An 18670-nucleotide genomic window follows, 5' to 3' on the forward strand; every position below is an offset into this window, starting at 1 on the left:
CTTGGATACTCTTAAAAAAGCGATTTTTCTTATCATTCAACCTTTATTTTAGAAAGTTATCTGTTTTTCTCTCAAAAAAGCATTGATCTTATTGACTCACGATAAATGAGTCAATAAGATCAATGCTGTCTTTATTATCATGCCTTCTTTGTAGTAAGAAGACCTAAATTCTTTTATTTTTCAAAACCTTTATGGTTGGTTAGGTTTTAATAAGAAACTCGAAAGGGTTATAAAGGCTAGCGCCGTTAATAACAGAGCTAAGAGATATGGCCAGACTTGCGCAAGCCCCCCACCACTTTGGAAAATGGCTATGGTTGAGAGAACCCAGTTTTGCGGTAGTAATTTCCCAATAGCTTGCATGTATGAAGGTGTAATGGACAAAGGCCATAAACAGCCAGCCAACATGGAAGTTGGCATCACGATCAAGTTAGCCAACTGGCTACTTTGTTGCGTATTTTGTGTGACTGCACCAATCATTAAACCAAAACCTATCGCCAATAAACTAAAAAGTAAGAAAATTACTAAAAGCATCGGAGTAGGAATATAAAAGCTGACGTTAAAGACCTTCAACAAGCTAAACATAATCACAATTTGGATAGCAAAAGCGACAAGTCCAACACATACATAACTCAGCATGTACTGGAAGCGTGACAAGCGTGACAAGATTAAACGGTTGTAGATTTGACTAGACTTATCTGTCAAAATCCCCCCGTAAATCACACTAGTACTGCCCAACATTAAAATGAGCAAGAAACCGGTAGTGGTGGATGACACCGATTTACTACGTGAGCGGTCTGCCAACGTCTCTTGTTGAACATGGTAGTTTAAGCTCTTGTTTTTTTGTAAAAGCCGATCAAAGATGGTCTGATTCCCTGCAGCTACGTCACCCATGATATTGTAGTTTTCCAAAAGATAATTGGCTTGCGCCTTCACCCATTCTGTAATCTCGCTATTAGCAATGGCGCGAAGCTTGAGTTTTTGCGCTTTACCTGTCAATACTTTCTCCGAAAACCCTTTATCAATGGTCAGCACAGCCTCTAAAGACTTAGCTTGAAGGTAACTGTCAATGTGTTTTTCCTTTATTTTGGTAAAAACATCATACTTTTTCGTGTGTTTAAGCTGGGCAACAAATTGCTTCGAAATCTGACTTTGATCCTTGTCTAAGATACCAATTTTAGCCTGATTATTTCCCGAGAAACTCAAAGATAAAGCTAAAAGTGTTGTTAAAATAGGCAACAAAAGGAAGGTCACATAACTGGTTTTTTTCCGTCGTATTTTAACAAATAAAGTTTTTATAAAACGAATCATGTGGTCACCTGCTTTCTCATCCCTATCAAAGCAATTAGGACAAAGGCTGTTCCAAGACCAATATTAACCATCAACGTCACAGGGATTGGATTGGATTGCCCACCAAAAATAAGATAAAACAAACTATCATTAACCCATTTGATTGGAGAAATATTAGACAACTGATTGATAAAAGGACTATTTAAAGTTGCCAAAGGGACGTAACTACCTCCCAAAAAGGCAAAAATAGGGATAACCGCATTTGAAGCTACCGTCAAGAAAGCTTCATTCCTAATGCTGGTAGCCATTCCGATACCAATAGCCACGGATAAGTAAATCAAGGAAGCTGTCACACCAATAATCTGCCAATCATTAGTTCCCCAATTGACTCGCAACACAAATCTGGTAAAGATATAAAGGATGCCCAACTGGACTGTTGTAGCTAACATTGCCCCTATCAATTTCCCAAAGACGAGAAGACTAGGAGAAACACCTGTAAGGTGAATGCGATTGGTTGTACGTTGTTGACGATCTGATAGAACAAGATTCATCGCTGACATAATGCTATAAAATGTAATCATGGTGAACATAGAAATGGCATAATAATCAGCTGAGGTCATGCCCTTACTCGTTTGAACAGAACTTACCTTAATAAAATCCACCTTCCGCTTCTTAACCGCCTTTAACCGTTGAGGATACAGGTCCGCTATAGAATCATAAGTCTTCGCATTGTCCACGTAACTGGTCACCAACATATTAATCAAGTCAGCATTCTGCTGGTTAATCGCATTAGTTGTTACTTTGATGGTTTGATTGCTCTTTACTTCCAAAGTGGCTGTCAAAGCCCCTTCGCTAACTTTCTTTTTATCCACTTTAAGCGACTTACTAGGCTTAGCTTCTAATTTCAGCTCCTTATTTAAGACCTTTAAAAAGGCAAGAAAATTCTTCTGATAATCTGTTTTTTTTCCTTCCAAGTGGTAACGCACCGTTAACTTAGGAACTGTTGTCGCCTTATTAAAACTTGATTTAAAGGCAAAACTTAAAATCACAATCATTACAATTGGAAAAATAACCATCATCAACAAGGCGGTTCGATTTCGAAAAATCTGCAAACTCTCTTTTTTGATTAAATGTAATAAAACCATGATAACCTCTAATCTCTTAACTTCTTACCGGTTAAGTGCAAGAAGATTTCTTCTAAATTCAAGTGGTTATGTTTAATCTCACTAAATCCAATATTAGCCTCCGTCAATTGACGGACCACTGTCGCAATGTCACCATCTTCAATCACTAGAACAACTTCATCATCAGCAGTTACCAAGCTCCAACCCGGTTTATCAGACACATCCAAATCTTGAGAATCTGTCAAGGTTACCATAATCTGATTACTCAAGTTTGCAGCGTAGCGTTTTTCAAGTTCAACCTTATTGCCTTCTTCAATAATCTGACCGTGATCCATAATAAAAATATGATCACAGAGGGCTTCGACTTCTTCCATGTAATGGGTGGTATAGATAACCGTAGCTCCTTCTGCATTTAAGAGACGGATAGACTCTAAAATATGATTCCGAGACTGCGGATCAATGCCAACAGTTGGTTCATCAAAAATAATCAACTTAGGAGAATGAACCAGAGCACAAGCAATGTTTAAACGCCTTTTCATTCCTCCTGAAAATTGGCTAGGGAATTGTTTGGCCTGCGCCTGCAAACCAACAAACTCTAGACTCTTTAAGACCTGTTCCTTTAGCTGGCTTCCTTTCAAGCCATACAGGGAACCAAATAATTCCACGTTTTCATAAGCTGTTAGGTCAGGATAGACAGCAATGTCCTGAGGAACATAACCAATCTGTGAACTAATTTTTCGGATGGATTTCTGAGACTCTTGTAAAACTGTTACATCACCAGAACTCAAGGGAATCAGTCCCAAAATAAGATTAATCAAGGTTGATTTGCCAGCACCGTTTGGTCCTAATAAGCCATAAATATTACCTTCTTCAATTGTCAATGAGACATTGTCGACAGCTTTTTTGCCACCTTTATAGACTTTAACAACATCTGTTAATTGCACAAAACTCATATATTACTCCTTTTTTCAATATTACTGTTGCTCTTTAAAACTAATCATCAGATAAGTCAAGGTCAATAGTAGCAAACTAGCTAACCAACCATACAGTAGCGTAGCAGTAACTGCCCATAGCCCAATAACGGCAAAAAGACAGAAAGCCAGCAGCCAATTTAACCAACCTGAATAGCGACAAGCCTTGACCAAAGCATAGCCCAAAACAAGTAGCAGCACACTGATCGGTGTGCGTGTTCCTAAAAAGACTAGCAGACCAAAGTAAAAGATACTATCAACCACTGTGATCAGACTAATTACCAGTAAACTAGTCATTGGTCTATCTTTTTTAAAGGCCAACCAAGTTAGCTTTTTAAAGAGCAAACGACTATCCTTTTGGAGCACAAAATCAAAGAGAAGGACCAAAACCAAGAGTGTCATTTCAATCAATGCTAACAGGTATAAGACCATATAGCACAAGAGCTGCCATTGCCAGCTTAAGTGTCCCAAGAAAGACAGCAACTCCTCTAGAGTAAACTCAGCGGAATGCCATAGCAAGACTAAAGCAACAACCCCAAACTGAATCACACTCAACAAAACATCTAGCCAATCTTGGTAGGACAAGGCCCTTATCCATTTAAAGTGCCATCTCACTAAACGACGTCTCCGATGACTAGTCAACCAAAGAGTGATAAGACTTAAAATTGTTAGCAAGGCTGCTATCATCATTAATCCACCACCTTCTTATGTCTTGCTTGAAGATGACCAAGGCACTCCACCAACAAATTACTCGTAACATGAATGAGCATAACCAACCAGAGACTTCCCGTAAGATGATAAAGACTACCATAAATAAGCCCCGTTACCAGTTTGGCATAGAAAATAGACTTCCCCATCAATAAATGGTTTAAGGCATAACAACAACTTGTGGCGGCTAATACCACGATTAAAGGCAACTGCCATTGGACAAATAAGACATGAAACCATAAAAAACGATAAGTAATTTCTTCACAAACAGCTAAGAGTAACGGATAGCCCAGTTTGTCCCATTCTTGTGTCGTTCCAACAAAGGACAAATTCAATGGAAGCCACTGTTGCTTTTGCCAACAACGAAGCCCATGCAAGAAGGCTACTTCAATCACTAAGATCAAAACACTCAATCCTAGCCCCATGAAAATGAGTTTCCCATTAATTGCCCCAAAAGATAAACCTAGCTGAGGTGACAATAGATAGATACCCATTAAAGCGATCAAGTAGTAAACAAGAACCGCTCTTAGAAAACCAATCAGGTTAAACCCATAGCCGCCACTCACTTTCCCAAAAATAGCTTGCATCGGAATTGACGGGCAAACGGTTACTAGTAATAGGCAAAGGTTAAGGCATTGGGTGAACAAAGGCATTTGTGACACCTCCAAACTGTTTCATTCGCGGATGATTAGCAAAAGGAAAAGCTGGAATGCACATTTCGAGAAGTTCAGGGGTTAACACACGGGTCACATACCAACCTTTTTCTGATGCCTCAGGAGGGGTAATATCGAGAAAGACTGCATTTGGACTAACCTTTTTAGTATAAGCTAATAATATCTTCAAGTCCTCTTTCTTATCCTTACCAGAATGGTCTTCCAAGTCGCTAAGCAAGACTTCTCCTGAAATTAAAGGTTCAAAAGCCTGCCATTTATAGTTCTGATCTTTTGGATGGGCGTAATAGAACACATTGCTATCCAAATCTAAAAAGAGAGGCGCTTCACTTTCAATGTTTTGGAGAGCATCCTTTTTGTACAAGAGGTTATAGTAATAACTATAACTAATGGCTGCCGCTTCCATAATTCCTCTTAGCAAGGTATGTTTGGGATCTAAGCCTGCCTGCACACCAAACAAGAGATATGGACCTTCATTGTATTTATTTTTGAGGATAATCCCAAAGGTGTAAAGCGGGTTATCATCCCCTACGGTCATATCAATAGGAATAATCTCGTATAAACTTTCTTTTCCCAACCTAGCTTCTTCCAGAATCGCCTGAATGTCTGGGTCATCAATAATAATCTTAGGACAAGGCTTTTTCGTATGCCAACTCAGCATCATAGAATCAATTTGAATATATTCAATCACACTATTACACATAGCTGCTTCTAGGCTGGTATGAGATGCCGTCCCCGTTGAAAATCCTGGAATAACATGCTTTTCTCCCACAGCCTCATTAGTCTTATAACCAATGCAAAGCATTTGAGCCGGAACGTACATGTCTTGGTCTTCAAAAAACATAGGGCACTTGACCCACCCCAAGACATCATCTTCAGTCACCATTTTATCACACATGGTCATGTGCAAGTCTAGGCAGCGGTCAATTTGATCTTGGGTAAAGACTTGCAGGTATTCTAAAGGCATGACACGATCTGTCTGGCTCAATTCCTTATAGGAAGCATAGACAATCCGATCCGATAACAAATCACCAGAAATAATACTAGCATAACGTTCAATACTTTCCCCTAAGTATCTAATGAGGGCTTCTTCGTAATGGCTACCATAACCGATAATGTGATAACTGACCCGACTTAATTCCCCAATAAATTGCTTATGGTAATCAGGCATCTGACCAGTCACACTCTTTAAGTAAACATCGTGAGGATGATTACAGACAGGAACTTGCGATTGATTTAAAATACCTGTTCTGTTACCACTTAGACCTTTGAGTTCACCAAAAATATGATTAAAAGAAGGGTAATACTGTAACATCACTCTACCTCCTTATTCTTCACTAAGGAGTTTTCTAACAATCTCACGTGTTGAAATTTGCTGATCCTCATATTTTAACCTTGCTAGACTACCTTGTGCTTGGGAGTTTGACATTTTCAGAATGTCTTGAACCTGAATTTCAAGCGTTGGCAAATAAATACTTAACAAACGACCTTCAAATTTTGAACTTCCTGTTTGAGCAATAATAAACGCTTCGCTAACAACCAAATTCATCAAGACATTGAGCAAAGGAAGATAAGCTTTGCTGACCGCCTGTGTTGGTGGCAAGACTTGCTTAGCAAAGTGCTGGTAGAGAGCATGATCTTGTAAACGTGCCAGCACACGTCTTTCCAAGCTATCAAAATCAGCACTATGAGGAGGATTCAGAGTACAAGCATGTAAGAAAGGTCCATCCACAAAACCAAGCACTAATTGCTTGTTGAGGGATACGCTGATTTCGTTCAGATGACGTAACATCATGATATTCAAGCGCTCTTGACAAACGACAATGCTTTGATAACTTTCCAAAGCTTCAGATAAACATTTCATATGACGTTGATGGGTCAAGGCGTCCAAGCGAGACGTCACATCGGTTTGTTGAATCAGCATTTTCAAGTCGTCACTAGCCACCTGCAAATGCAACTGCAATTGATCAGCCAGTAACTTCGCTGACTCATTAACATAGGTTGAATCACTGATAAAGAGGACGGGAGCGGTATTTTTAGTGTGCCCTGCTTCTGCCATAAATCGAAAATTACCCATTAACACTTTCATGACATTTTCTTCAAGGGCATAATCATCTTCCAGCACAAGCACATCATTGTAATATAATGCTGTGATGACTTCCATTAACTTTGCAAATAAGTCGGCATCCAAGTCATTCTCATAACGCTCAGTATCAAGAATGCCTCCCTCAATCAAAGTTGAAACTATTTCTCGATAAGCCGTTTGTAATTCTTGAGGTTCTTGCGTGACATCTAGGACAGCTTCATTAAAATCCCAGATACCTTTTCTAAAACAAAACGTATCCTGAAATTGGACGATACGAACATTACTATTTAATTGGTATTTCATTGAGACTCCTTATTTCCTACAAGCGTCATGTGAATCACATGTTGACTTAGACCATCTAACCCTAATTTTTCTTGGAGGTATTCCTTGTTATAACCTCCAATATCAATACTGCCATAAACAAGAGCAGTTGCTGTCAGTTGAATATTTTGAGCTATCTCACCTGATTCAATAAAAGCATAGGCAGTCGCCTGATTGCCATATTTGCGCGTGTTTTTGAGGTAATGATACACATAAATGATGACAAGATTACAGTTCTCAGCATTAATAGCACCGAATTCTGCAAAGGCCCTAATATTCTCTTCAGAGCTAATATGGTAGCACCTTAACGCATGTTGATAAGGCAAATATTCATAGAAACCATCTTCGAGCTTACTGATGTTTCTAGCATAAAAAACCAAGGTAATTGGGTATAGACCACCACCAGAAGCACAGTTTCTTAGACTAACCTTATCTGACATTCCATCTTTAATTGTCGCTTCAGCACTAACACCACAAGCATAATAAAGGAGATTGGCCAGATCTTGGAAGGGCATTTCTCTATCGGAGAATTGCCGATGACTTCTTCTTTGAGTAATACAGGTAGAAAGTGCTGTTGTTACTTTCGTTGCTTTAGGTAAGGGAATAATGCCCTCCCTACTTTCAAAATAAGCACTACTTGAAAAAGTTGTTACCGCAGAATCTGTAAAAAAGTCGGCGACACTAGCTTGAAAGCCCAAATAATCATTATGAGCCTTATAATTCATCAAAAAACGTTGACTAAGGTTATCTGTCTCATTAGGCATTAAGTGCTGAGCAACTAACTGCTTTGACGTCTTTAGTACCGTTTGACGATGATAGCCTGATAAAGATAGATGATTGGTATTAAATTCAAATAATTGCTTTGCCTTTTCTGAAGTTAATGGGGGACGATCGTCTAAAACAGGTTTTTCTTTCGTAAAAAATGGCATCGTAATCTTTCCTACCTCATTCCACTAAACATATAGCAATTAGCAGGTACTGCTTAGTACCTGCTAACCACCTCGAGACATTGGAATCAAGACGATTACCACTATCTCATGTCCTAATACCCCTATTAATATCAGCCACATCAGCGGTTACTAACCGTAACTTAGTCGCTAGCAAACTAATCACACCGATGCCACCGTCAAATAGAGATATTAAATAGATTATTTACCTGGTGTAGGGGCTCCGCTACCGCCTTGAGCACTACCAGATCCAACATTCACTGAGAAGCAACAAGTACAACAGCAACAGCAGCAGCCTCCAGGCGCAACTTGAGTTGTTTCGGCTACACTAGTAGCTAAAATGTTTGAAGTAAATTGTAACATAACGCTTACCTCCTTATTCAACAAATAAACAACCGATAAGAATGCAAATAGCTTATCTTTTAAGCTAGGTTAAAAGAGTTATTACAGGACAAGGCTAGCTAATTTGTACTACTGTAATGGAACAACTATCTAATTCTTATCATCTATATTATAGTAAAAAAAGATTTAAATGTAAACCTTTTCTATATTAATTTAGAAAAAATTAAGCAAAAAATAATAATTTGAACAACCTCTCTTATAATAGACAGTAGAAAAAGCACTATGCTGTTCATATAAGGAGGTTCTTTTGTTAGGGCTAAAAAATCCACAACTCGAAGAAAATAATGCAATACATGCGCATTCTAAGATTGGTATCTCCTATTCGGAAGAAACATTATCAGCCTTGCACTCAACAGGGATAAACGAAAAGGCAAGACACGTCCACTACAACGTACTTGCCCAATAATTTAAAGCAGAACAGCCTCTCCAGAAACTAACAATAGAGGTCAGTTACGTTTACCACAATGTTCCTAAGTTCATGACAACTCTATTGTATGTTTATAAGCTATCAGACTTCAATGACAACCAACTAGTTTTTTAACAATCTAGACTTATTATTCAATGATACTTGGGATTCTACACGAATTTGTGTTCTTCATTCTGATCAAATACGATTCAACTCTATCTCAAAAAAGTTAGACCAGTATGCCATTACGATTTTTCATTCTGATAAGAGGAATTGTTATGACAATGCCTCCTGTGAGAATTTCTTCTCCCAACTCCAAAGTGAGCATTCACGATTACTTCCACCAAGTAGCAGAGAGGAGTTGATACAGCAAGTGAAAATTACATTGAGTGGTATAACTTTAGAAATATTAAAAGGTATGACTCCTATGGAATATAAGGAGACATACCTAACAAATTAATCTACTTTTTTACTGTCCATTTTACCTGGCTCTTGATAATTGGAACTGTCTTTTCTTAGCAATACCAGTTAAACCAGTTGAGTAATAATACCTTAGATTATTTTTTAAGGTTATCCCAATATCAAACAGTTCAATAAAATACACTAAATTATTAACCCACTTTTTACCTTTTTCATTCTAAAATGTAAAGTACAAACAAGTACAATATATTAGAGGGGCAGTAAAAAAGGTATTAAGTTTATGAGTTCAACAGGCAAGAAAACAGCACCTTAACGGGTGCTATGTTTTTATGCTTGTTCATGCTCCAAAGGAACAACAGCTAAGGTCTTACCAAGACTTGCCAATACTTTTAATACTGTATCAAGTTGTGGGCTTGTCTTTCCTGTTTCCATTCTAGCGATAACTGGCTGACTAACACCGCTAAGCTCCTCTAGCTTCTTCTGACTAATGCCCCTTTCATTTCTAGCCTCGATAAGCTCACTCATGATAGCCACGCGCATATCACTTTCCAAAATTTCTTCTTTGCTGAATAATTCAGCTCTTACATCTTTCCAGTTACTACCAATAGCATTATTTTTCATTGTCTAAACCTCTTTCTTTTAAATCTGCTAGCTCACGTTTAGCTTGCTCAATTTCTCTTTTAGGTGTTTTCTGTGTCTTTTTCATAAAATGATGCAGTAAAACAAAACTACCATCAATCCAAGCCACAAATAAAATTCTATCTCTAAGTGGTCTTAGTTCCCAAATTTCAGCATCTAAATGCTTAATATAGGGTTCGCCTGCGCGTGTTCCATGCTGGCTTAGTAGCTCAATATAATCATTGATTTTATTGAGCTTAATTCTACTATCTTTCCCTTTTTTACTGGCAAGCTCTCGCATATAATCTAAAACAGGCTCATTCCCATTCTTATCCTTATAAAAATAGATATTATGCACTATTAGCACCTCTTTCTAGGAACTATTATAACCTAAAAGTTATTATTTGTAAATACTTTTAAGTTATTAAAGCAAAAAATCAATTACTTAATACCAAAAACTATATAAAAAACTCCCTCGGTTAATTCCAAGGGAGCGGTATGATACTGAAAAGTAAAAGGCTGGGCGGCGTATCCAGCATCTCAGGTACCGCATCGGGTGTGTCGGGAGCCTTTCCGACCTCAATTACCATATTAGATTATACCAATAAATCGCATTTTTGTCCACTTTTAAAATAAAAGCACCTAGTTTCCTAGATGCTAGCACAATAGCCCGGATTCGAACCAGAATCTCCTCCATCAAGGCGTAATCCCTATATACTACTCCTTGTGCTTTAGAATATTATACCACACAATCAACTAGATACCTACCATCTCATGATATATTGCCATATTAGGTAAAGGCACAATGCTAAAATACAAATCAGAATAGGTATCAAACCACTTATTCAGCTTAATATAGGCTGATGATTGAGTAAGAAATAGTATCCTCTGACAAGCTCCAATAACATTCATACGATTATATACATAAACCTCTTTTACAGTCTCTAGCACATCCTCTAGGCTTGTCTGTACCCTAATATCTGTTATCTGCTTGATAGTAGCATATTTTTGATAAGCTAGCATATCTTGGTTTTTAGCAGCATCAAACATTTTACGCTCAAGGACACTATACTTGGGTTGTTCTTTATCTCGCATGAAATACCACTTGAGCCATAAAATCTTTTCTCGATGTATTACAGAAATACGCTCAATTTTCTTCTTGGTCATCTATACCTCCTAAGTTATCAATCTAACAACTCTAGCCATTCACTTTTAGAAATTGTCACATAGGGCTTGCTTAGCGCATGATACAAAGGTTCTAGACCTTTGTTAACCCTAATATAGTCCATATTGTCCTCATGGGTAGGAAAGTATAGTATTTCCGTTTCATCCTCGCTTAACGTGCGGTTAGCATCATCAATAATAACTGCAACTTCCCACTCACGCCATTTTTTAAGGTTCTCTAAAAGTTCAATATCACTAAATAGCTCGTCATCAATTCGAAAAAATTCCCCTAAGTCATTGTTACCTTCAACAATAATAAACTCTGGCAAATTTCTATTACTCAATAAATCCCTTAGTTCTTGTAACTCTTTGATTTCCTTTAGATACTTCTTCAATTTCCAACCTCAATTCTTCAATCTGCCTTACAACTCCAAAAATTTCATGGGTCTTATAAGATTGTTCAAGTATAGCCTTTGCTGCTTGAGTTCTTATAAACGGATTAACCTTGCTATCCATCATAATATCATTGAGTACAGAAACAGCGTTAGATGATGCTAAATAAAGCATTTGAGTTGTTTTATCCATCATCTCATCTTGCTTTATCCTCAATGTCTTTTTAACTGCTGCAACTTTTAGATACTTATGACCTGTTGCGCGTGATACCCCTGCTTTTTCGCAAGCTTTTTCTATCGTTGGCTCGGTAAGCATGGCATCTATGAATTTAATTTGCTTGGATGTAAGGCTATCATTTTCATTTTTTGCCATCTATTACCTCCTCATTATCAAAATAAAGGGTTGCCCCTTTATTTCCCTATGCTAGATAGTTCTGCAATTCTGCATCCATTGCCTCTGAATTACCCTCAACAATCATTTCATGCTGTACTAAATCAATCTTATCTCCATTAATAATTAAACCACCATGGAAATAATCAATTTTTCTATTAAGGAAATGTACTAGCTTTTCAAGGCGTTGTTGCTGGTTGAATTGCTCCATGTCAATTTCGATATATGCAAGGGTGGTATCGTTTTCCATAATATCCTCTAGTTTTCTAAGGGCTAAAGGTTTATTCTTATACTTTTCTAGGTATTCTCTCATTTCTGTCGCTGTTAATTTGATACTAGATAACAACGTTAACTCAGCTGCATCATCTGCTGTGATAGGTTCTTCTTTTAATTTATGGTTTGCTAGTTCAGCATTTTTCTCTTTTTCTAGTTGCTGATATAATAGCTGAACAGTATTTTGGGAATAGTTTTCGCCCTCTTTTTTATATTTCAAAAGTTCTTGTTCTGCATACACTTTCCCGATCAATTGTTTTTGTAACTTATCTTGAAAATCTTCCTGCATAGCGATATAACCACGCATATATTCTAATTTTTTCTTTCCAAATGCCTTGATGTCATTCTTAATTGTTGTTAGTGTCATGTTTTTCCTCCTTATGACAAAATAAAAAGAGGTATGACAAACAGACTACTAAAATCTGTATATCATACCTCTTGTTTATTCAAGTCAGTATTAAACTTTATTTGATATTGAAACTTCTTTCCAAACAATTTTGCCATCTTGTGCTTTTAGCGTGATTATACCATGTTTAGGAATTTCAATATACTTAATTGTACCATTTTTTGAGAATAAAACAAAGCCTTTTTCCATTAATTCTAATAATTTATTATCGTCATTTTCTGTCATTATAATCTCCTTTATTTGATTTTATTATAATCTGATAGTAGGTAGATGCTTGATACTACTGACTTTTCAATAAATACAAAGCCAACTTACTACCCTTTTTGTTACCCTGTTTGTAAGAATTCGATAGTTTTTTCAATTAGTTTTTTTATACCAAGTACCCTATGCTTAATGTTTTGTTTGGCGATGGAAAGCATAGGGGTTTAGGTAGGGTTCTTTTAGTTGTTTTCAAATCGGTTAGATTGCCACGCTTGATTTATTTGGTCAAGGTAAGCATGGCATTATTTCTCAAAGGGGCAATTTCTCCCCCCATGAAAAGTGTCTATTTTTGTTTAGGTTTGTAAGTTGGTTCATTATCAAGTATTACTTTTTAGCTGATTTATTGAGTACCGCTTATCTTTGATACTAAATACTTTAAAATAGTTATCCTCTAATCCTGTGCGGACACGACTTGCGACACGTTCGCTATAAAGGTTTGCTATTTCGTTATTGCTTAAATTGGTGGTTATGATAGTATTATTTCGATGACTAAGTACATCAAAAATAAACTCCTCCTCCCATGCTGACTTAGATTGACCCGAGGCGTTGCCAAGTTTGACCCCTAAATCATCCAAAATCAGATAATCAACCTCTTTTAGCATCCGCGAATAATAACCCTCTTTGCTAGTAAACTTAAAACTCTCTCGGATTTCTCTTAGTATCTCAGCAAGGTTAATAAACAATACACTTTTAGGCTCTCCTTTGGCTCTATACGCCTCGTTTAGCTCTTTGGCAAGAGAAATAACTAGATGAGTTTTTCCGACCCCTGTAGTGCCCGTTAGCAAAGTATTTCCATTCATGCCATCAAGATATTTCTGAGTTTGATTTTTTACAAAATCTAACAGCTGTTTTTCCTCTGGTGTCTCAATAATGAAATTATCAAAAGATACCCCTTTTAAATCTTCTGGGATTGTACTGTCACGCATAAGCACATTATAGGTTTTCTGATAGATACTAGCGTTTAAGTGCTTTTCTACCTCTTCCTGTTCCTGTTTGTCTATCTGCTCCTGGGCACATTCAGGACAAAACGGAGACGGCTTACGAGGTTTATCTTCCCCAGCGATTTTAACAACTCTATCAAGTTGCATTAACGGGATACCATGAATGGGGCAAGTCTCTGCTAGTGTCTTTGTGTTTGCGATAAATTCAGCTTGTGTTAGCATGTTTTAACTCCTCTTTCTAAAATGGATTTTCTTCTGACCAGTTCGCCTCCCATTCTTCACGAGTAAGCGGAACTGATTGTTTTGGTTGTTGTTTCTTAGCCTCACGCGCCTGTTTGGCATTTCTAACGAGTTCAACCGTTAGCAAGCCGTCTTGTTCCCAGCGTTTGAGAATAGCTTCAATATAGGCGAAATTAGCCTTTCCTTGACCTACTGCCTCTCTCAATGCCTCATGAATAACATCAGCGCTAAAATCTTCTAGCATATATTGCAATTCTTGTTGCTGAATGGGCGATAGGGCTTTGCCAGTTTCAGCCTCAAATGATTTATAGAGATTTACAAAATCTTGATTAAGGATAGGGGGAGTGGTAGGTGGTTGATTTTGTTCTTTTTCTACCTCTACTCTTTCTCTATCTCTACTCTTTTCTTCTCTACTCTTCTCTACGTAACCATCTTGTAACGGGGTTACGGTTTGGTGTAACATTGTTACGTCATTATTCTGCTTTTTCCTTTCTCTCATCCTTTCCATCCTTACTGCTGATTGAGTTTTTGAGCCTATCCGCTGCACTGCGCCAGGCAATGAAACTTCATCCTCTGATATTTCAACCAGTAGTCCTTTGCGTTTTAGAAAATCAAACACCGCACCAACATCCTCTACTGTCTCATCAATATCAAATGCAAGCTCTGATACAAAATCATCCTCAATACTTTCAAAATACAATGAGCCATTATTTTTTAGACTTTTCAGCAACAGTTTTAGATAAATAGTGGTATATACATACCCTGCTGCCATCCTTTTCAAGGCTTTCATTTCTTTTTGTTCAAAAAAATCATGCTCCATCTTCAACCACCAATAGCGTTTCTCTTCTGCCAAGTTTACTCCTCCCCTGTCGCTAAAAATTTCATTTTGTCTAGTTTCATTTACTTTACCTCCAAATCGTTCTATGACTTGATTTCGTTACACGCTCAATCAGTTCATTGTGCGCGTGTTTATCCACTTTGTCACTGATAAACACAATATCTAAACTAGGTGAATAATGCGCCTTACCTCTCCACGCATCACCATCAATAATAAAAACTTCCACAATAGACCTCCTAGCGTATTGTAAGAAAGTTAATCACATCAGAAACCTTAAAATAAAGTTTCTTACTACTCTCAAAGGGGGATTGATACGATACAAGTCCAACATCCATCCAATTTTTTAATGTTGTTCCGGAAATATCCAGCTCATCCTTAAGTTCCTTAGCCGTGATTAGACCGGTTTTCTTTTGCAACTTCTTCTCTAGCTCTAGTTTTTGTTGTGCCAGCTTATCAACCCTATCTAATAAGCCATGTTCAAATTCAACCGAAAATGTTCCCATACTCACCTCCTAGTTAAATTTCCTACCAGCAAGCCATACACAAACCCCATAATGCTCTTTTACGTGGTCTATGGTGTTTTCCTCCACCTTGTCAGTTTGTGGGCTAATATCAAGCTCTATATAGCTCTCATAACGCCATAATAAGAATAGAATAACCAAGCATACGATAATCAAGATAATACTTTCGGTAGGGGTTAAGTTTAACTCATTCATTCTTAGACCTCCTCATATAGCTTGTCATGTAATTCTTGTAAATCATTTGATAAACATTGGTTAAGGTCATACGCTGCATTCAGTGCTTTTACAGCTGCCAAATTTCTAATAGAGTTATCCTCTATGCTGATAATTGCATCGAATGCAATAGATTGTAAATCTAACGCTTTCTTTACAGCCTCTGCCATATCTGCTAAATCAGCAAACTTCTTTTTCTCATTTTCTAGTTCCTGTTGTGATTTAATTTCTTGCATTTTTGAATTTCTCCTTTATACTTAATTTGTTAGTTCTGCCATCATATCATCAGATAGTTTTTGCAATGCTTTTTGTTGTAACTCAATAGCTTTCAATTTATCTTTTACGCTGATAGCTGGTGTTGCTATAATCAATTCAATTTCAGTTACCTGTTTAAAATAAATTTCAGCTTTTAGCTTACGACCTACTGCTATATTTTTTCTTTCGTTTATCGTACCTTTTAACTCTAGGTCAGTAAGTTCAAAATTACTATAAATCCCCCTTGGCATTTATAATTGATTTTTCCATTCCTTTTCCAGTAAGCTAAGCCACCTTTAGCGGTTTCTTTACTTCTGAAACCTATGATATTTGTCAACTCTGCCAATGTTTTCCCCTCTGCTAGATGGATTTTTTCAGCAAAATCTAATAAAGTTACTCTAGTTTGTTTTTTCGTCATTTTTGATTTTCTCCTTTGTTTTTGGTAGAATTAAAATAAATATATTTGACAAGGGGTCTCTGATTTTTTCGCCCTTGCTAAATACCTAACAAAACCACGCGCCTTGCCTTTGCTTGAGTTTTGTTATTTTTCCTTAGCCGTGTACGTTGGTTTGGTCGCCTGTACATGGCTTTTTTGTTTGACTTAAATTTCTTCTACTAGCCAAGTCATCACGCTTTCATAGATGCGTTTGGGGCATTTATACTGACCTTGTTCGATTTTTACCAGTGTTTGCCTAGCAATTCCAAGTTTTTCAGCTAGTTTTGTTTTAGTCATTGAAAGCCGTGCTCTTTTTATTCTGACTTTTTCAGCAATCTCGATAGTAATAATCATTGATAACAGCTCCTTTCTTAACTTTCATTTTGAAAGTAATTAAATTATATACTTTCGTTTTAGAAGTGTCAACAGTAATATACTTCTTTTTTGAAAATTTTTTTAAACAAATATTATCAAATTTGTGTTATTATGGTATTAGGAGGTCTCAAAATGGGAAATCAATTAAAATCTTTAAGAGAAAAAAATGGTCTAACACTTAAGGAATTGAGTGCTAGACTAGAAAAAGATAAAGAATATGTTGTAAGCGATGGACAGCTTTCTTTGTATGAAAATGGTAAACGCTCACCAAGAAATGATGAATTTTGGAATATAGTGGCAGACTTTTATGATGTTCCTGTATCATATTTAAGAGATGGGGAGCAAAATAAATTTAACCCTTTTGGTTTATTCAAGCTAGGTCTTAAAAATTTAACAGCACCTATTGAATTTAAAAATGAAAATTCCGAAGAATACAATATTGAGTGGATGGTTGAGGCAAAAAAAGAATATAAAAATCTTGGTTTAGAGGATACTTTAATTGACTTAGAAGATTTTTACACTTTCTATGCTATGGAATTAAAAAAACCACTAAAAGAACTATTGGTAAACTTTGCTAAATCACCTAAAGAAAATCAAGAGGCAGTCTTATCCTTATTGAAAACAACAGCACAAAATCACAATAACTAACAAACCCCATGTATAAATACCTGACAAAACCACGCGCCTTGCCTGCTGATGGAAAGAAAGGTACAAATACATGAAAATCAAAGATAAAATCAAAAAGAACGGTCAAAAAGTTTACTATGCTAGTGTTTCTCTAGGTGTTGACCAACTAACGGGCAAGAAAGCCCGTACAACTGTTACAGCAACTACTCAAAAGGGGGTTAGGGTAAAAGCGCGTGATGCTATCAATGCTTTTGCTGCTAATGGCTATACAGTTAAAGACAAGCCGACAATTACAACATATAAAGAGCTTGTAAAAGTTTGGTGGGATAGTTACAAGAATACAGTTAAGCCAAATACTCGCCAATCTATGGAGGGATTGGTTAGGGTGCATCTATTGCCTGTATTTGGCGATTATAAGCTATCTAAACTCACTACGCCTATTATCCAACAACAAGTAAACAAATGGGCTGACAAGGCTAATACAGGGCAAAAAGGGGCATTTGCTAACTACTCCTTACTCCATAACATGAATAAGCGTATTTTGAAATACGGTGTTTCTCTACAAGTGATAACGTATAACCCAGCTAATGATGTTATTGTGCCACGTAAACAGCAAAAAGAAAAAGCTGGTGTAAAATACCTAGATAACAAAGAACTAAAACAATTTCTTGATTATCTCGATACCTTAGACCAATCAAACTATGAAAACCTGTTTGATATTGTCCTATACAAGACTTTATTAGCTACTGGTTGCCGTATCGGTGAGGCTCTAGCTCTTGAATGGTCTGATATTGACCTAGACAATGGTATTATCAGCATCAACAAGACAGTCAACAGATTTCAAGAGATAAACTCACCTAAATCAAGCGCTGGTTATCGTGATATACCAATAGATAATGCTACGTTACTGATGCTCAAGCAATACAAAAATCGCCAACAAGTGCAATCATGGCAACTAGGGCGGTCTGAAACGGTTGTATTCTCTGTATTTACAGAAAAGTATGCTTATGCTTGTAAATTAAGACAACGCCTAAATAAGCATTTTAAGGCTGCTGGCGTGACTAATGTATCATTCCATGGTTTCCGTCACACACATACGACAATGATGCTCTACGCTCAAGCTAGCCCTAAAGATGTACAATACAGACTAGGACACTCTAATTTGATGATGACAGAAAATGTTTATTGGCATACCAATCAAGAGAACGCAAAAAAAGCTGTCTCAAATTATGAAACAGCAATCAATAGTTTATAAGGGTTTCCCCATCTTGGGTTACCCTCTTACTATACCTAATTTTCACTAGGGGTAGTACAAAGGGTAGTAAATTCTAAAAAAGCACCTTGGGACGATGCCCCAAAGCGCTTAATATCAAGGG

The 18670-nt window shown here is 37.0% G+C and carries 28 protein-coding genes; 3 read left to right on the plus strand and 25 right to left on the minus strand.

Annotation, left to right across the window (positions count from 1 at the left end):
* Nucleotides 1-189: 189 nt before the first annotated feature.
* The 9 genes from H346_RS0101395 to H346_RS10145 all read right to left on the minus strand — a co-directional run bounded on the left by H346_RS0101395 (nt 190) and on the right by H346_RS10145 (nt 8478).
* Complete coding sequence (locus H346_RS0101395; RefSeq protein WP_027969501.1) at nt 190-1308, minus strand: ABC transporter permease; 1119 nt, start codon at nt 1306-1308, stop codon at nt 190-192.
* Nucleotides 1305-2432 (minus strand): SagG family ABC transporter permease subunit, encoded by a 1128-nt coding sequence (locus H346_RS0101400; RefSeq protein ID WP_027969502.1) that lies wholly within the window; start codon nt 2430-2432, stop codon nt 1305-1307. The genes H346_RS0101395 and H346_RS0101400 overlap by 4 nt, the downstream gene beginning before the upstream one ends.
* 8 nt (nt 2433-2440) lie before the next feature.
* Complete coding sequence (locus H346_RS0101405) at nt 2441-3364, minus strand: ABC transporter ATP-binding protein (protein ID WP_027969503.1); 924 nt, start codon at nt 3362-3364, stop codon at nt 2441-2443.
* Nucleotides 3365-3385: 21 nt separating this feature from the next.
* A complete protein-coding gene (locus H346_RS0101410; protein WP_027969504.1) occupies nt 3386-4072 on the minus strand; it encodes a SagF family protein in 687 nt (228 codons plus the stop codon).
* Nucleotides 4072-4743 (minus strand): CPBP family intramembrane glutamic endopeptidase, encoded by a 672-nt coding sequence (locus H346_RS0101415; protein WP_027969505.1) that lies wholly within the window; start codon nt 4741-4743, stop codon nt 4072-4074. The genes H346_RS0101410 and H346_RS0101415 overlap by 1 nt, the downstream gene beginning before the upstream one ends.
* Complete coding sequence (locus tag H346_RS0101420) at nt 4718-6076, minus strand: YcaO-like family protein (protein WP_027969506.1); 1359 nt, start codon at nt 6074-6076, stop codon at nt 4718-4720. The genes H346_RS0101415 and H346_RS0101420 overlap by 26 nt, the downstream gene beginning before the upstream one ends.
* 12 nt (nt 6077-6088) lie before the next feature.
* Nucleotides 6089-7150 (minus strand): streptolysin associated protein SagC, encoded by a 1062-nt coding sequence (locus tag H346_RS0101425; protein ID WP_027969507.1) that lies wholly within the window; start codon nt 7148-7150, stop codon nt 6089-6091.
* Complete coding sequence (locus H346_RS0101430; protein ID WP_027969508.1) at nt 7147-8097, minus strand: SagB/ThcOx family dehydrogenase; 951 nt, start codon at nt 8095-8097, stop codon at nt 7147-7149. Before H346_RS0101430 ends, H346_RS0101425 begins: the two co-directional genes overlap by 4 nt.
* A 219-nt stretch (nt 8098-8316) precedes the next feature.
* Nucleotides 8317-8478, minus strand: a complete 162-nt coding sequence (locus H346_RS10145) for a streptolysin S family TOMM toxin (protein WP_083940707.1) — start codon at nt 8476-8478, stop codon at nt 8317-8319.
* Nucleotides 8479-8764: 286 nt separating this feature from the next.
* On the opposite strand from H346_RS10145, the gene H346_RS10430 reads away from it, so the two are divergent.
* The gene (locus H346_RS10430) at nt 8765-8923 is read left to right on the plus strand and encodes a hypothetical protein (protein ID WP_156888826.1); all 159 of its coding nucleotides are present in this window, start codon (nt 8765-8767) and stop codon (nt 8921-8923) included.
* A gap of 747 nt (nt 8924-9670) precedes the next feature.
* Here the strand turns inward: H346_RS10430 and H346_RS0101440 are convergent.
* The 16 genes from H346_RS0101440 to H346_RS0101520 form a co-directional block, all read right to left on the minus strand.
* Nucleotides 9671-9964: a helix-turn-helix domain-containing protein gene (locus H346_RS0101440; RefSeq protein ID WP_027969509.1), complete on the minus strand. Its 294-nt coding sequence runs from the start codon at nt 9962-9964 to the stop codon at nt 9671-9673.
* A complete protein-coding gene (locus tag H346_RS0101445) occupies nt 9954-10319 on the minus strand; it encodes a type II toxin-antitoxin system RelE/ParE family toxin (protein WP_027969510.1) in 366 nt (121 codons plus the stop codon). The genes H346_RS0101440 and H346_RS0101445 overlap by 11 nt, the downstream gene beginning before the upstream one ends.
* 398 nt (nt 10320-10717) lie before the next feature.
* Entirely contained in the window at nt 10718-11128 is a 411-nt protein-coding gene (locus tag H346_RS0101455) for a hypothetical protein (protein ID WP_027969511.1), read from the minus strand.
* A 17-nt stretch (nt 11129-11145) separates the two neighbouring features.
* Nucleotides 11146-11469: a hypothetical protein gene (locus tag H346_RS0101460; protein ID WP_051188342.1), complete on the minus strand. Its 324-nt coding sequence runs from the start codon at nt 11467-11469 to the stop codon at nt 11146-11148.
* Nucleotides 11462-11890: a hypothetical protein gene (locus H346_RS0101465; RefSeq protein WP_027969513.1), complete on the minus strand. Its 429-nt coding sequence runs from the start codon at nt 11888-11890 to the stop codon at nt 11462-11464. Before H346_RS0101465 ends, H346_RS0101460 begins: the two co-directional genes overlap by 8 nt.
* A gap of 46 nt (nt 11891-11936) precedes the next feature.
* Nucleotides 11937-12548 carry an RND transporter family protein gene (locus H346_RS0101470; protein ID WP_027969514.1) on the minus strand — a complete coding sequence of 204 codons (612 nt, stop codon included), beginning with the start codon at nt 12546-12548 and terminating at the stop codon, nt 11937-11939.
* Between the two features lie 90 nt (nt 12549-12638).
* Nucleotides 12639-12812, minus strand: coding sequence for a hypothetical protein (locus tag H346_RS10590; RefSeq protein ID WP_167320965.1), 174 nt, complete (start codon nt 12810-12812; stop codon nt 12639-12641).
* A 353-nt stretch (nt 12813-13165) separates the two neighbouring features.
* Nucleotides 13166-14011 (minus strand): ATP-binding protein, encoded by an 846-nt coding sequence (locus H346_RS0101480; RefSeq protein WP_027969515.1) that lies wholly within the window; start codon nt 14009-14011, stop codon nt 13166-13168.
* Between the two features lie 16 nt (nt 14012-14027).
* Nucleotides 14028-14882, minus strand: coding sequence for a DnaD domain protein (locus H346_RS10435; protein WP_027969516.1), 855 nt, complete (start codon nt 14880-14882; stop codon nt 14028-14030).
* 52 nt (nt 14883-14934) lie between these two features.
* The gene (locus H346_RS10595; protein WP_167320966.1) at nt 14935-15093 is read right to left on the minus strand and encodes a hypothetical protein; all 159 of its coding nucleotides are present in this window, start codon (nt 15091-15093) and stop codon (nt 14935-14937) included.
* Nucleotides 15094-15103: 10 nt separating this feature from the next.
* Nucleotides 15104-15370 carry a hypothetical protein gene (locus tag H346_RS0101495; RefSeq protein WP_027969517.1) on the minus strand — a complete coding sequence of 89 codons (267 nt, stop codon included), beginning with the start codon at nt 15368-15370 and terminating at the stop codon, nt 15104-15106.
* 9 nt (nt 15371-15379) lie between these two features.
* Nucleotides 15380-15583 carry a hypothetical protein gene (locus H346_RS0101500; RefSeq protein WP_027969518.1) on the minus strand — a complete coding sequence of 68 codons (204 nt, stop codon included), beginning with the start codon at nt 15581-15583 and terminating at the stop codon, nt 15380-15382.
* Between the two features lie 2 nt (nt 15584-15585).
* A complete protein-coding gene (locus H346_RS0101505) occupies nt 15586-15837 on the minus strand; it encodes a hypothetical protein (RefSeq protein ID WP_027969519.1) in 252 nt (83 codons plus the stop codon).
* A gap of 21 nt (nt 15838-15858) precedes the next feature.
* Nucleotides 15859-16107: a hypothetical protein gene (locus H346_RS10600; protein WP_051188343.1), complete on the minus strand. Its 249-nt coding sequence runs from the start codon at nt 16105-16107 to the stop codon at nt 15859-15861.
* Nucleotides 16065-16274 carry a hypothetical protein gene (locus H346_RS0101515; protein WP_027969520.1) on the minus strand — a complete coding sequence of 70 codons (210 nt, stop codon included), beginning with the start codon at nt 16272-16274 and terminating at the stop codon, nt 16065-16067. Before H346_RS0101515 ends, H346_RS10600 begins: the two co-directional genes overlap by 43 nt.
* A 183-nt stretch (nt 16275-16457) precedes the next feature.
* A complete protein-coding gene (locus H346_RS0101520) occupies nt 16458-16646 on the minus strand; it encodes a helix-turn-helix transcriptional regulator (RefSeq protein ID WP_027969521.1) in 189 nt (62 codons plus the stop codon).
* 153 nt (nt 16647-16799) lie between these two features.
* Here H346_RS0101520 and H346_RS0101525 point away from each other — a divergent pair, with 153 nt between their 5' ends.
* Nucleotides 16800-17315: a helix-turn-helix domain-containing protein gene (locus H346_RS0101525; RefSeq protein WP_027969522.1), complete on the plus strand. Its 516-nt coding sequence runs from the start codon at nt 16800-16802 to the stop codon at nt 17313-17315.
* A 70-nt stretch (nt 17316-17385) separates the two neighbouring features.
* Nucleotides 17386-18549, plus strand: coding sequence for a tyrosine-type recombinase/integrase (locus H346_RS0101530; RefSeq protein WP_027969523.1), 1164 nt, complete (start codon nt 17386-17388; stop codon nt 18547-18549).
* Nucleotides 18550-18670 lie beyond the last annotated feature (121 nt).

This window comes from Streptococcus castoreus DSM 17536, assembly GCF_000425025.1.
Taxonomy (GTDB): Bacteria; Bacillota; Bacilli; order Lactobacillales; family Streptococcaceae; genus Streptococcus; species Streptococcus castoreus.

What these genes read in the sequence shown, in the direction of transcription:
- H346_RS0101395 (WP_027969501.1), bottom strand. Translation starts at nt 1,308, where the DNA reads ATGATTCGTTTTATAAAAACTTTATTTGTTAAAATACGACGGAAAAAA.
- H346_RS0101400 (WP_027969502.1), bottom strand. Translation starts at nt 2,432, where the DNA reads ATGGTTTTATTACATTTAATCAAAAAAGAGAGTTTGCAGATTTTTCGA.
- H346_RS0101405 (WP_027969503.1), bottom strand. Translation starts at nt 3,364, where the DNA reads ATGAGTTTTGTGCAATTAACAGATGTTGTTAAAGTCTATAAAGGTGGC.
- H346_RS0101410 (WP_027969504.1), bottom strand. Translation starts at nt 4,072, where the DNA reads ATGATGATAGCAGCCTTGCTAACAATTTTAAGTCTTATCACTCTTTGG.
- H346_RS0101415 (WP_027969505.1), bottom strand. Translation starts at nt 4,743, where the DNA reads ATGCCTTTGTTCACCCAATGCCTTAACCTTTGCCTATTACTAGTAACC.
- H346_RS0101420 (WP_027969506.1), bottom strand. Translation starts at nt 6,076, where the DNA reads ATGTTACAGTATTACCCTTCTTTTAATCATATTTTTGGTGAACTCAAA.
- H346_RS0101425 (WP_027969507.1), bottom strand. Translation starts at nt 7,150, where the DNA reads ATGAAATACCAATTAAATAGTAATGTTCGTATCGTCCAATTTCAGGAT.
- H346_RS0101430 (WP_027969508.1), bottom strand. Translation starts at nt 8,097, where the DNA reads ATGCCATTTTTTACGAAAGAAAAACCTGTTTTAGACGATCGTCCCCCA.
- H346_RS10145 (WP_083940707.1), bottom strand. Translation starts at nt 8,478, where the DNA reads ATGTTACAATTTACTTCAAACATTTTAGCTACTAGTGTAGCCGAAACA.
- H346_RS0101440 (WP_027969509.1), bottom strand. Translation starts at nt 9,964, where the DNA reads ATGAAAAATAATGCTATTGGTAGTAACTGGAAAGATGTAAGAGCTGAA.
- H346_RS0101455 (WP_027969511.1), bottom strand. Translation starts at nt 11,128, where the DNA reads ATGACCAAGAAGAAAATTGAGCGTATTTCTGTAATACATCGAGAAAAG.
- H346_RS0101465 (WP_027969513.1), bottom strand. Translation starts at nt 11,890, where the DNA reads ATGGCAAAAAATGAAAATGATAGCCTTACATCCAAGCAAATTAAATTC.
- H346_RS0101470 (WP_027969514.1), bottom strand. Translation starts at nt 12,548, where the DNA reads ATGACACTAACAACAATTAAGAATGACATCAAGGCATTTGGAAAGAAA.
- H346_RS10590 (WP_167320965.1), bottom strand. Translation starts at nt 12,812, where the DNA reads ATGACAGAAAATGACGATAATAAATTATTAGAATTAATGGAAAAAGGC.
- H346_RS0101480 (WP_027969515.1), bottom strand. Translation starts at nt 14,011, where the DNA reads ATGCTAACACAAGCTGAATTTATCGCAAACACAAAGACACTAGCAGAG.
- H346_RS0101495 (WP_027969517.1), bottom strand. Translation starts at nt 15,370, where the DNA reads ATGGGAACATTTTCGGTTGAATTTGAACATGGCTTATTAGATAGGGTT.
- H346_RS0101500 (WP_027969518.1), bottom strand. Translation starts at nt 15,583, where the DNA reads ATGAATGAGTTAAACTTAACCCCTACCGAAAGTATTATCTTGATTATC.
- H346_RS0101505 (WP_027969519.1), bottom strand. Translation starts at nt 15,837, where the DNA reads ATGCAAGAAATTAAATCACAACAGGAACTAGAAAATGAGAAAAAGAAG.
- H346_RS10600 (WP_051188343.1), bottom strand. Translation starts at nt 16,107, where the DNA reads ATGCCAAGGGGGATTTATAGTAATTTTGAACTTACTGACCTAGAGTTA.
- H346_RS0101515 (WP_027969520.1), bottom strand. Translation starts at nt 16,274, where the DNA reads ATGACGAAAAAACAAACTAGAGTAACTTTATTAGATTTTGCTGAAAAA.
- H346_RS0101520 (WP_027969521.1), bottom strand. Translation starts at nt 16,646, where the DNA reads ATGATTATTACTATCGAGATTGCTGAAAAAGTCAGAATAAAAAGAGCA.
- H346_RS0101525 (WP_027969522.1), top strand. Translation starts at nt 16,800, where the DNA reads ATGGGAAATCAATTAAAATCTTTAAGAGAAAAAAATGGTCTAACACTT.
- H346_RS0101530 (WP_027969523.1), top strand. Translation starts at nt 17,386, where the DNA reads ATGAAAATCAAAGATAAAATCAAAAAGAACGGTCAAAAAGTTTACTAT.